This is a genomic window from Stenotrophomonas sp. SMYL20 (genome assembly GCF_036320045.1).
In the GTDB taxonomy this organism is placed as follows: domain Bacteria; phylum Pseudomonadota; class Gammaproteobacteria; order Xanthomonadales; family Xanthomonadaceae; genus Stenotrophomonas; species Stenotrophomonas maltophilia_A.
Map to the genome: position 1 here is coordinate 179529 of NZ_JAWIRT010000006.1, position 11062 is coordinate 190590.

Here is an 11062-nt window from a genome sequence, read left to right on the forward strand (position 1 = left end):
GTCGTGGGGGGGGGGGTGCGCGGGCGGGCCCCGCCGCCTCGGCGTGTTGGTGGGGGGGGCCCCCCCCCCCCGCCCGCCACTACCGGATCAGCGTCCCAGCACGCGGCGGATCTCCTCCAGCGCGCTGGGATCATCCAGCGTCGACAGGTCACCCGGGTCGCGCTGCTCGGCCAGCGCCTGCAACGAGCGCCGCAGCAGCTTGCCAGAGCGGGTCTTGGGCAAGGCATTGACCACGTGCACGTGCGCCGGGCGCGCGACCGCACCAAGCGAAGTCGTCACCGTCGCCATCATCTCGGCCACCACCGGCGCCGGATCCTCGCCATCGAGCCCCTGCTTGAGAGTGACGAACACCAGCGGCACCTGCCCCTTCAGTTCGTCCTTGACCCCGATCACCGCCGCCTCGGCCACGCGCGGATGACTGGAAATGGCCTCCTCGATCTCGCGCGTGCCCAGGCGGTGCCCGGCCACGTTGATCACATCGTCGGTACGGCCGAGGATGAAGGTATAACCATCGTCGTCACGGATCGCCCAGTCCAGCGAGCTGTACAGCAGCTCCTTGAAGTGGCTGAAGTAGCTCTGCAGGAAACGGCTGTCGTCGTTCCACACCGTGCTCATGCAGCCCGGCGGCAGCGGCGGCGACACCACCAGCACGCCCTTCTGCCCCGGTGCCACTTCCTCGCCGGTGTTCTCGTCGATCACCTTCATCCGGTAGCCGAGATTGGGGAACCCGGGCGAGCCGAAACGCACCGGCTTCATCTCCAGGCCCGGCAGCAGGGTCAGTGCCGGCCAGCCGGTTTCGGTCTGCCAGTAATTGTCGATGATCGGCTTGCCGAGCGCTTCGCTGATCCAGTGCGCGGTCGGTTCGTCCAGCGGCTCGCCGGCCAGGAACAGGTACTTCAGCGCGCCCAGGTCGTGGCGATGGATGAAGTCCGCGTCGTGCTTCTTCAGCACGCGGATGGCGGTGGGAGACGAGAACATCGTGCGCACGTTGTACTGCTCGCACAGCGCCCACCAGATGCCCGGGTCCGGATTCGTCGGCAGCCCTTCGTAGAGCAGCGAGGTACAGCCGCCGATCAGCGGGCCGTACACGTTGTAGGAATGGCCGACCGCCCAGCCGACGTCGGAGGTGGAGAACATCACCTGGCCCGGCCTGCAGTCGAAAACCGTTTCCATCGACTGCGCCATCGCCACCGCATAGCCCCCCACATCGCGCTGCACGCCCTTCGGCTTGCCGGTGGTGCCGGAGGTATACAGCAGATAGCTCGGCTCGCTCGCTTCCAGCCACTGCACCGGCACGTCGACTTCACCGATCTGCGCACGCAGCTCGGCGTAGTCCACATCGCGGCCCGGCACGCGTGGTTCGGCGGCATCCAGCCCACGCGACACGATCAGCACGTGCGGCGGTGGCGACGTGGCTTCGGCGCAGGCTGCATCGACCATCGGCTTGTACGGAATCAGCTTGCCACCGCGCATGCCGGCATCGGCGGCGATCAGCAGCTTGGGCTTGGCATCGTCGATGCGCAGCGCCAGGTTGTGCGCGGCGAAGCCACCGAACACCACCGAGTGCACCGCACCGATGCGCGCGCAGGCCAGCATCGCGAACACCGCTTCGGCCATGTTCGGCATGTAGATCACCACGCGGTCACCGTGACCGACGCCGAGGTGCTTGAGCACGGCGGCGAAGTCGTTCACTTCGCGATACAGCTGGCGATAGGTGATTTCGCGGGTGCTGTTGGTTTCGGTGGAGATGGCGACCAGCGCGAGCTGGTCGGCGCGCTCGGCCAGGTGGCGGTCGACGGCGTTGTAGCAGAGATTGGTTTCACCACCGACGAACCAGCGCCGGAACGGCGGGTTGCTGTAGTCGAGCACCTGCTGCGGCGGTTTGTGCCAATGGATGCGCTTGGCTTCCTCGCCCCAGAAGGCCTCCGGCTCGTCGATCGAGCGACGATAGGTTTCCTCGTAGTTCATGACGCAGCCCTCCCAGACAAAGTCATGGGTTCGAGGATAGTCCGGCGCTGGCGCGCGGGCCGCCCTACCTTGGTAGGGGGTGGGGTTCTGTTCTGCAGGGCTTGCAGCCCTGCACCTGCAGAGGCCGAAGCAACAGCAGAAGCTGGTTTCCTGGGGGATGGCGGGGTGGGTCCGGTTGCGGGGGGCGCCGTAAATCCGTCCATGGAGGCTCGGTCGCCGCGTCCATGCGGCTCACGCCCCCGCAACCGGACCCACCCCGCCTTCGACAGTTTCCTGCGATCTGTCGGAAAGGCGTATTGCTCTGGTAGATGTCGACCTTGGTCGACTGCTCTGGTGGGTGTCGACCTTGGTCGACACGGTAGATCCACGCCATGCGTGGATGATTCATTCGATATCTGACAGAAGAATCGTGTCGACCAAGGTCGACACCTACCAACAGCCGCGCGGAACAAAGCCGCAGTTACCAACAGCCGCGGGAACCTGTCGAAGGTGGGACGGTGTCGGAGTGCGGGGTGTCAGCCGCATGGATGCGGCTGCCAAGCCTACAGGGACGTACTTGCGGCGTCCCCGCACTCCGACACCGTCCCGCCAACCCACGGATAGCCCGCTTCTGACGTTGACGTTGATTCTGCAGGTGCAGGGCTGCAAGCCCTGCCGAACCCCTAGAACGGAGTCGCGGACTCGAACGCGAGCGGCTCGCCCGTCACTGGATGGGTGAACCGCAGGCTGCGCGCATGCAGATGCACACGCTGCGCCGGCGCGGCGTCATACAGCACATCGCCAACGATGGGATGGCCGAGACTGGCCATGTGCAGGCGCAGCTGATGGCTGCGGCCAGTGATCGGTTCCAACGCCACGCGGGTGCGCTGCGCTTCAACATCACGTGCCATTACGTGCCAACGTGTCAGCGCCGGTTTGCCGCGTTCGTGATCGACCATCTGCTTCGGCCGGTTCGGCCAGTCCACGATCAACGGCAGGTCCACTTCGCCGGCATCGCCTTCAGGCAGCCCCTCCACGATCGCTTCGTAACGCTTGCCAACCTGGCGCTGCTCGAACTGCATCGACAACGCCACCTGCATGTCCTTCCCGCGCGCATGCAGCAGCAGGCCGGAGGTCACCTGGTCCAGGCGGTGCACGGTCAGTGCATCCGGGTACAGCGCCTGCAGGCGCGCGACCACGCAGTCCTGGTTCTCGGCGCTGCGGCCAGGCACGGACAGCAGGCCGGCCGGCTTCTCGGCCACCAGCAGCGCGTCGTCGATGTAATGCAGGTGGATCATCAGTTCCTGTATTCCTCAAACAGCAACGGGGAAGCCTGAGCTTCCCCGTTGCTGCGTACCGACCAGCGGTCGGTACCTACCTTGATGGAAGACGTACCGGCTCGCGCCGGTACCGCCTGCATCAGCCCAGCAGGTGGGCGACGCCGGCGCGCTCTTCTTCCAGCTCGGCCAGGGTCTTGTCGATGTACTTCTGGCTGAAGTCGTCGATCGGCAGATCCTTGACCAGGGTGTACTTGCCGTTCTCGGTGGTCACGGCGAAGCCGAAGATCACGCCTTCCGGAATGCCGTAGGAACCGTCGGACGGCACGCCCATGGTGACCCACTTGCCGTTGCTGCCCAGCACCCAGTCACGCACGTGGTCGATGGCTGCGTTGGCGGCCGAAGCAGCCGAGGACGAGCCACGGGCTTCGATGATCGCCGCGCCGCGCTTGCCGACGGTCGGGATGAAGGTGTTGGCGTTCCACTCCTGGTCGTTGATCGCATCGGCGATCGACGCACCATCGGCGGTGGCGAAACGGTAGTCCGGGTACATGGTCGGGCTGTGGTTGCCCCATACGACCAGCTTCTCCATGCCACCGACCGGCTTGCCGAGCTTGGTCGACAGCTGGCTCAGTGCGCGGTTGTGGTCCAGGCGCAGCATGGCGGTGAAGTTCTCCGGCTTCAGGTCCGGGGCCGACTTCATCGCGATGTAGGCGTTGGTGTTGGCCGGGTTACCGACCACCAGCACCTTCACGTCACGGCTGGCGACCTTGTTCAGCGCCGCGCCCTGGGCGGTGAAGATCTTGGCGTTTTCCAGCAGCAGGTCCTTGCGCTCCATGCCCGGGCCACGCGGACGCGCGCCAACCAGCAGGGCGATGTCGGCGTCCTTGAACGCGACTTCGGCGTCATCGGTGCCGACCATGCCGGCCAGCAGCGGGAAGGCGCAGTCTTCCAGCTCCATCATCACGCCCTTCAGGGCGGCCTGGGCCTTGTCGACCGGCAGTTCCAGCAGCTGCAGGATGACCGGCTGGTCCTTGCCCAGCATTTCGCCGGAGGCGATGCGGAACAGCAGGGCATAACCGATCTGGCCGGCGGCGCCGGTCACGGCAACACGAACGGGTGCTTTCATGGGGGTTTCCTCTTGCTTGCAAGCGTTTGATGGGACGCCGCGGGCGTGGCCACGCAGGCCTGGCGGGCGGCGGGGAACAGGGAAACGGCCACCCGAGGGTGGCCGTTTCGAAGGGGGATCAGGCGGCGAGGTGCTTGTTCCACTCCGCGACGCGCTCGGCCTGGGCGGCCAGCACGGCGTCGACGTCGCCTTCCAGGGTGATCGAATGGATCACGTCGCCCTGCTTGACCGAATCGACGATGGCCTGGCCTTCCAGGACCTTGCCGAAGACGGTGTGGCGGCCGTCCAGCCAGTCGGTCTTGATGTGGGTGATGAAGAACTGGCTGCCGTTGGTGTTCGGGCCGGCGTTGGCCATCGACAGCGAGCCGACCTCGTGCTTCACGCCATTCTTCTCGTCTTCGAACTTGTAGCCCGGGCCGCCGGTGCCACGACCCTGCGGGCAGCCGCCCTGGATCATGAAGTCGGCGATCACGCGGTGGAAGATCAGGCCGTCATAGAAACCGTGCTTGACCAGGTTCACGAAGTTGGCCACGGTCAGCGGCGCCTTGTCGGCGAACAGCTCGACCTTGATCGGGCCCTGGGTGGTGTCGAAAGTGGCGATGAGGGACATGAAGATCCTTGATGCAGAGGGGAACGCGTCTAGCCACCTAGTTTACACCTGCCTCGTGGCGGCGGCGGCTTCGACCATGGGCGCAGATCCGGGCTTCAGCCACGGGACGGGGTGCCCCGCGGTGCAGGCCAGGCGGCCTCGACCGGCGCCGCGGCCCCCCAGCTGAATGGGCCCCATGACGGGTGTGAAATCCACCTTTTCGCGAATCGTCAAGTTCGACGTATAATGTTGGACTTCTTTTTCCAAATCCGGCGCCGACTGGCCCCCTTTCGTATGTCCATCGAAAATCTTCGCAACATCGCCATCGTCGCCCACGTCGACCATGGCAAGACCACCCTGGTCGACCAGCTGCTGAAGCAGTCCGGCACCCTGTCCGAGCGTACCGTCCTCGCCGAGCGCGTGATGGACAGCAACGACCAGGAAAAGGAACGCGGCATCACCATCCTGGCCAAGAACACCGCCATCACCTGGGAAGACAAGAAGACCGGTATCAAGAACCGGATCAACATCGTCGACACCCCCGGCCACGCCGACTTCGGTGGTGAGGTCGAGCGCGTGCTGTCGATGGTCGACACGGTGCTGATCCTGGTCGATGCGATGGACGGCCCGATGCCGCAGACCCGCTTCGTGACCCAGAAGGCCTTCGCGATGGGCTTCAAGCCGATCGTCGTGGTCAACAAGGTCGACCGTCCGGGCGCCCGTCCGGAATGGGTGATCGACCAGGTCTTCGACCTGTTCGACAAGCTCGGCGCCACCAACGAGCAGCTGGACTTCCCGATCGTCTACGCCTCCGGCCTGAACGGCTACGCTGGCCTGGAAGACACCGTGCGCGACGGCGACATGACCCCGCTGTACGAAGCGATCATGCAGCACGCGCCGCGTCCGGAAGTGGACCCGGAAGGCCCGTTCCAGATGCGCATCAGCCAGCTGGACTACAACAACTTCGTGGGCGTGATCGGCATCGGCCGCATCCAGCGCGGCACCCTGAAGAAGAACATGCAGGTCGCGGTCATCGACCGTGAAGGCAAGAAGCGCAACGGCAAGGTGCTGCAGGTACTGGGCTTCATGGGCCTGGAGCGCATCGAGCAGGATACCGCCGAGGCCGGCGACATCGTGGCCATCTCCGGCATCCAGGAGCTGACCATCTCCGACACCATCTGCGCCCCGGATACCCCGGAAGCGCTGCCGGCGCTGACCGTCGACGAGCCGACCATCTCGATGACCTTCCAGGTCAACAACTCGCCGTTCGCCGGCAACAAGGACCTGTCCGGTGGCAAGTTCCTGACCAGCCGCCAGATCAAGGACCGCCTGGACCGTGAAAAGGTCCACAACGTGGCCCTGAAGGTCGAGCAGCTGGAAGACGCCGACAAGTTCCTGGTCTCCGGCCGTGGCGAACTGCACCTGTCGGTGCTGATCGAGAACATGCGTCGCGAAGGCTACGAGCTGGCCGTGTCGCGCCCGGAAGTGATCATCAAGGAAATCGACGGCCAGATGATGGAGCCGATCGAGCAGCTGGTGGTGGACATCGAAGAAATCCACCAGGGCGGCGTGATGGAAAAGCTGGGCACCCGCAAGGGCCAGCTGAAGAACATGGAATCGGACGGCAAGGGCCGCGTGCGCCTGGAATACTCGATCCCGGCCCGTGGCCTGATCGGTTTCCAGAACGAGTTCAAGACCCTGACCCAGGGTTCGGGCCTGCTGTTCCACGTGTTCGACCACTACGGCCCGAAGGAACAGGGCGCGATCGCCAAGCGCATCAACGGCGTGATGATCGCCAATGCGCCGGGCACCACGCCGGCCTACTCGCTGGGCCCGCTGCAGGAGCGCGGCAAGCTGTTCGCTGCTGAAGGCGACAACGTGTATGAAGGTCAGCTGGTCGGCATCCACTCCAAGGACAACGACCTGACCGTCAACGCGATCAAGACCAAGCCGCTGACCAACATGCGCGCTTCGGGCAAGGACGATGCGATCCAGCTGACCCCGGCGATCAAGTACTCGCTGGAACAGGCCCTGGACTTCATCGAAGACGACGAGCTGGTCGAGATCACCCCGAAGGAGATCCGTCTGCGCAAGAAGTTCCTGACCGAAAGCGACCGCAAGAAGGCTTCGCGCGGCGGCTGAGCCAGCACCCCGTGAACCTGAGCGGCTACAACCCGGATCCACACCGGCATCCGGGTCTCCATGTCATCGCCCTGCTCGAAGCGAGCAAGGCGATGCTGGCGCTGTTGGCCGCCACCGGGCTGGAAGTGCTCGGACCGCAGCCGCTACGGCACGGCATCATGGCCCTGATCCGGCGTTTCAGCCTGGATCCGGACCATGGCACCCTGCCCTCGCTGCTGCACATGATCAGCCCCGACGCGGTCCACCTGGCCGCGGCGGGGATGATCGGCTACGGCCTGCTGCACCTGGTCGAAGCCTGGGGCCTGTGGCGGGCCAAGGCCTGGGCCTCCTGGCTGGGCTGCCTGACCGCCGCCCTGTACCTGCCTTTCGACATCTTCGCGATCATCCGCCACCCCGGCTGGCCGTCGTGGACGATCCTGGCGATCAACCTGATCGTGGTCTACGTGCTCGCCCGCGACCTGCGCAAGCGCCACCGCTGAGCACCGGCTACACTGGGGATTGGAGCCGACCAAGCCGCCCCATGCGCCCGTCCTTGCCGCCTCTGCTGACCTGCCTGCTCGCCGCGCTGCCGGCGCTGCTTTCGGCTGGCTGCAGCCCGGCCACGCCCAGCGCGCATGCGGCCGAACCTGCGAGCCGCAACGTGCCGTTCCCGTACGCCGAAACCGATGTTGCCGACCTGCAGGCGCGGATGACCGCCGGGGAACTGGACAGCACCACCCTGACCCAGGCCTACCTGCAGCGCATCGCCGCGCTGGACCGCACCGGGCCGCGCCTGCGCGCGGTGATCGAGCTCAACCCCGATGCCCTGAAGGAAGCCGCCGCGCGCGACCGCGAACGCCGTGACGGCCGCCTGCGCGGCCCGCTGCATGGCATTCCCCTGCTGTTGAAGGACAACATCAACGCCGCGCCGATGGCCACCAGTGCGGGTTCGCTGGCCCTGCAGGGCTTCCGTCCGGACGATGCCTACCTGGTGCGCCGGCTGCGCGACGCCGGTGCGGTGGTGCTGGGCAAGACCAACCTCAGCGAATGGGCCAACTTCCGCGGCAATGATTCGATCTCCGGCTGGAGCGCGCGTGGCGGCCAGACCCGCAACCCCTATCGCATCAGCCATTCGCCGTGTGGTTCCAGCAGCGGCAGCGCGGTGGCCGTGGCCGCCAACCTGGCCAGCGTGGCGATCGGCACCGAAACCGACGGCAGCATCGTCTGCCCGGCGGCGATCAACGGCGTGGTCGGCCTGAAGCCGACGGTCGGCCTGGTCAGCCGCGAGGGCATCATCCCGATTTCCTTCAGCCAGGACACTGCCGGGCCGATGGCACGCAGCGTCGCCGACGCTGCCGCCGTGCTGACCGCGATCGCCGGCCGCGACGATGCCGATCCGGCCACCGCGACCATGCCCGGCCGCGCGGTCTACGACTACACCGCGCGACTGGACCCGCAGGGCCTGCGCGGCAAGCGCATCGGCCTGCTGCAGACGCCCCTGCTGAAGTACCGTGGCATGCCGCCACTGATCGAACAGGCGGCAACCGAGCTGCGCCGCGCCGGCGCCGTGGTGGTGCCGGTGGAGCTGCCCAACCAGGGCGCCTGGGCCGAGGCCGAGCGCACACTGCTGCTGTACGAATTCAAGGCCGGGCTGGAGCGCTATTTCAGCACCCACCGCGCACCATTGCGCAGCCTGGCCGAACTGATCGCCTTCAACCAGGCGCACAGCAAGCAGGAACTGGGCCTGTTCGGCCAGGAGCTGCTGGTGGAGGCCGATGCCACCGCCGGCCTGGCCGACCCCGCCTATATCCGCGCCCGCAGCGATGCGCGCCGGCTGGCCGGCCCGGAAGGCATCGATGCTGCCCTCGCCGCCCACCAGCTCGATGCGCTGGTGGCGCCGACCACCGGCGTGGCATGGCCGATCCGCAGCGAAGGCGACGACTTCCCCGGTGAAAGCTACAGCGCCGCCGCCGTGGCCGGCTATCCCAGCCTCACCGTGCCGATGGGGCAGATCGATGGTCTGCCGGTGGGTCTGCTGTTCATGGGCACCGCCTGGAGCGAGCCGAAGCTGATCGAGATGGCCTACGCCTACGAACAGCGCACGCGCGCGCGGCGCCCACCGCACTTCGATACCGACGCACTGATCGACGCTGGCGAGCCGTGATCCGGTAGTGCCGGCCGCTGGCCGGCAGATCCGGAGTTGCCGGCCAGCGGCCGGCGCGAACCGCCCGGGTGCCCCGCCACCGGCCCGACGATCGCCGCCTCACCATCTTCAGCACCCGGCGAACGCACATCCGCGGTGCGTGCACGTGGACCACGCGGCATATCCAGCTCATCCTCGTGTTGCAGCCGCGCACGCACCTGCGGCAGCGACTGCGGATGCTCGCGCGCGAGGAAATCGAGCATGCGCTCGCGCACCAGGCAACGCAGATCGAAGGCATCGCCCGAGCTGCGCGCGCTGACCAGCAGGCGCACCTGGATCGCACGCTCGCTGGTCTCGGTCACCTGGGTCACGCAGACCCGGCCATCCCACAACGCTTCGCCACGGCAGATGCGTTCCAGCTCAGCGCGGATCGCGGCAATCGGCGCACGGTAGTCCAACCACAGGAACGCGGTGCCGAGCAGATCGGCGCTGCGCCGCGTCCAGTTCTGGAACGGGTTTTCGATGAACCAGGTCAGCGGCACCACCATCCGTCGCTCATCCCAGATGCGCACCACCACATAGCTGCTGCCGATCTCCTCGATGCGGCCCCACTCGCCCTCGACGATCACCACGTCATCCAGCCGGATCGGCTGCGTCACCGCAATCTGCAGGCCAGCGATCAGGTTGCCGAACACCGGCTTGGCCGCGATACCCGCCACCAGGCCGATCAGGCCTGCCGATGCCAGCAGCGCGGTGCCGATCTTCTGCACCATCGGGAAGGTCAACAGCACCAGCGATGCGCCCAGCACGATGATGCCGCCCATCAGCACGCGGCTGAGCACCCGCGTCTGGGTCTGGATGCGGCGCGCTTCCAGATTGTCGGAGACATCGATGGGATGACTGCGCAGGATCGCGCGCTCGCCCGCCGCCACCGCGCGTACCAGCAACCAGATGAAGCACGCGGTCAGCGCGATGTGCAGCACATGCTGCAGGTTGCCCAGCACCGGATCCTGCAGTGGCGTGGCCTGCAATGCGGGAATCAACAACAGCAGCGGCCATGCGGTGGCCAGTGGCAACCCGAGCACGCGACCGATGCGTGCACGCCGGCGATCACGCCCTTTCAATCGATGGTAGATCCAGAGGATCAGCCACGCGCCGATGCCGCCCACTACTGCTGCCAATCCCAATGGCCATGCGTAGGCCTGTGCGCTTTGCCAGTGCACCGTTGCCACCTCCACTCGAACAGCCAAGCGGACAGCCTCGCGCATGACGCATGAGTGTCACGTCAGTCGTTCGTAAGAAGGGTGTTGGTCGGCAGGGCTTGCAGCCCTGCACCTGCTGCGAGCCGAAGCAACAGCAACAGCCGAAGCAGAAGCGGGTTTCCTGTGGGGTGGCGGGGCGGGTCCGGTTGCGGGGGACGCCGTAAACCCATCCATGGAGGCTCGGTCGCGCCATCCATGGCGCTCACGCCCCCGCAACCGGACCCACCCCGCCTTCGACAGTTTTCTGCGATCTGTCGGCATTTTTTGTAGAGCCGAGCCATGCTCGGCTCAAATCTCACAGATATCGAAATATTCGATTCCATTGGAAATTCATCCACGCATAGCGTGGATCTACCGTGTCGACCAAGGTCGACACCTACCAACAGCCGCCGGAATCTGTCAGAGCCGGGGGGGGGGGGGGGGGGGGGGGGGGGGGGGGGGGGGGGGGGGGGGGGGGGCGGCGGCCCCCCCCCCCCCCCCCCCCCCCCCCCCCCCCCCCCCCCCCGCCCCCCCCCCCCCCCCCCCCCCCCCGCCCCGCCAACCCACGGAATGCCCGCTGTTGACGTTGACGTTGACTGCAGCAGGTGCAGGGCT

Annotated in this window: 8 protein-coding genes; 3 read left to right on the forward strand and 5 right to left on the reverse strand. The window is 66.6% G+C overall.

Features of this window, described 5'->3' with window-relative positions:
- Positions 1-87 precede the first annotated feature (87 nt).
- From prpE to V3B48_RS06785, 4 genes are all read right to left on the reverse strand, one after another.
- Positions 88-1968, reverse strand: coding sequence for a propionate--CoA ligase (gene prpE / locus V3B48_RS06770; RefSeq protein WP_329893405.1), 1881 nt, complete (start codon positions 1966-1968; stop codon positions 88-90).
- A 662-nt stretch (positions 1969-2630) separates the two neighbouring features.
- A complete protein-coding gene (locus V3B48_RS06775; RefSeq protein WP_329893406.1) occupies positions 2631-3245 on the reverse strand; it encodes an RluA family pseudouridine synthase in 615 nt (204 codons plus the stop codon).
- Between the two features lie 121 nt (positions 3246-3366).
- Positions 3367-4353 carry a malate dehydrogenase gene (locus tag V3B48_RS06780; RefSeq protein ID WP_004153634.1) on the reverse strand — a complete coding sequence of 329 codons (987 nt, stop codon included), beginning with the start codon at positions 4351-4353 and terminating at the stop codon, positions 3367-3369.
- A 118-nt stretch (positions 4354-4471) separates the two neighbouring features.
- A complete protein-coding gene (locus tag V3B48_RS06785) occupies positions 4472-4963 on the reverse strand; it encodes a peptidylprolyl isomerase (protein WP_004153629.1) in 492 nt (163 codons plus the stop codon).
- Positions 4964-5236: 273 nt separating this feature from the next.
- Between V3B48_RS06785 and typA the strand changes: the two genes are divergently transcribed.
- From typA to V3B48_RS06800, 3 genes are read left to right on the forward strand one after another with little or no spacing between them, the layout of a single operon-like run.
- A complete protein-coding gene (gene typA, locus V3B48_RS06790) occupies positions 5237-7084 on the forward strand; it encodes a translational GTPase TypA (protein ID WP_032129766.1) in 1848 nt (615 codons plus the stop codon).
- 11 nt (positions 7085-7095) lie between these two features.
- The gene (locus V3B48_RS06795; protein ID WP_049422416.1) at positions 7096-7563 is read left to right on the forward strand and encodes a DUF2127 domain-containing protein; all 468 of its coding nucleotides are present in this window, start codon (positions 7096-7098) and stop codon (positions 7561-7563) included.
- Positions 7564-7604: 41 nt separating this feature from the next.
- Positions 7605-9227, forward strand: coding sequence for an amidase (locus V3B48_RS06800; protein ID WP_049401441.1), 1623 nt, complete (start codon positions 7605-7607; stop codon positions 9225-9227).
- On the opposite strand, the gene V3B48_RS06805 is transcribed toward V3B48_RS06800, so the two are convergent.
- A complete protein-coding gene (locus V3B48_RS06805; RefSeq protein ID WP_329893407.1) occupies positions 9152-10474 on the reverse strand; it encodes a mechanosensitive ion channel family protein in 1323 nt (440 codons plus the stop codon). The two genes, V3B48_RS06800 and V3B48_RS06805, sit on opposite strands and share 76 nt — an antisense overlap.
- Between the last annotated feature and the right edge of the window lie 588 nt (positions 10475-11062).

Coding starts and splice junctions, on each gene's coding strand:
- prpE (WP_329893405.1), bottom strand. CDS start 1,968: ATGAACTACGAGGAAACCTATCGTCGCTCGATCGACGAGCCGGAGGCC.
- V3B48_RS06775 (WP_329893406.1), bottom strand. CDS start 3,245: ATGATCCACCTGCATTACATCGACGACGCGCTGCTGGTGGCCGAGAAG.
- V3B48_RS06780 (WP_004153634.1), bottom strand. CDS start 4,353: ATGAAAGCACCCGTTCGTGTTGCCGTGACCGGCGCCGCCGGCCAGATC.
- V3B48_RS06785 (WP_004153629.1), bottom strand. CDS start 4,963: ATGTCCCTCATCGCCACTTTCGACACCACCCAGGGCCCGATCAAGGTC.
- typA (WP_032129766.1), top strand. CDS start 5,237: ATGTCCATCGAAAATCTTCGCAACATCGCCATCGTCGCCCACGTCGAC.
- V3B48_RS06800 (WP_049401441.1), top strand. CDS start 7,605: ATGCGCCCGTCCTTGCCGCCTCTGCTGACCTGCCTGCTCGCCGCGCTG.
- V3B48_RS06805 (WP_329893407.1), bottom strand. CDS start 10,474: ATGCGCGAGGCTGTCCGCTTGGCTGTTCGAGTGGAGGTGGCAACGGTG.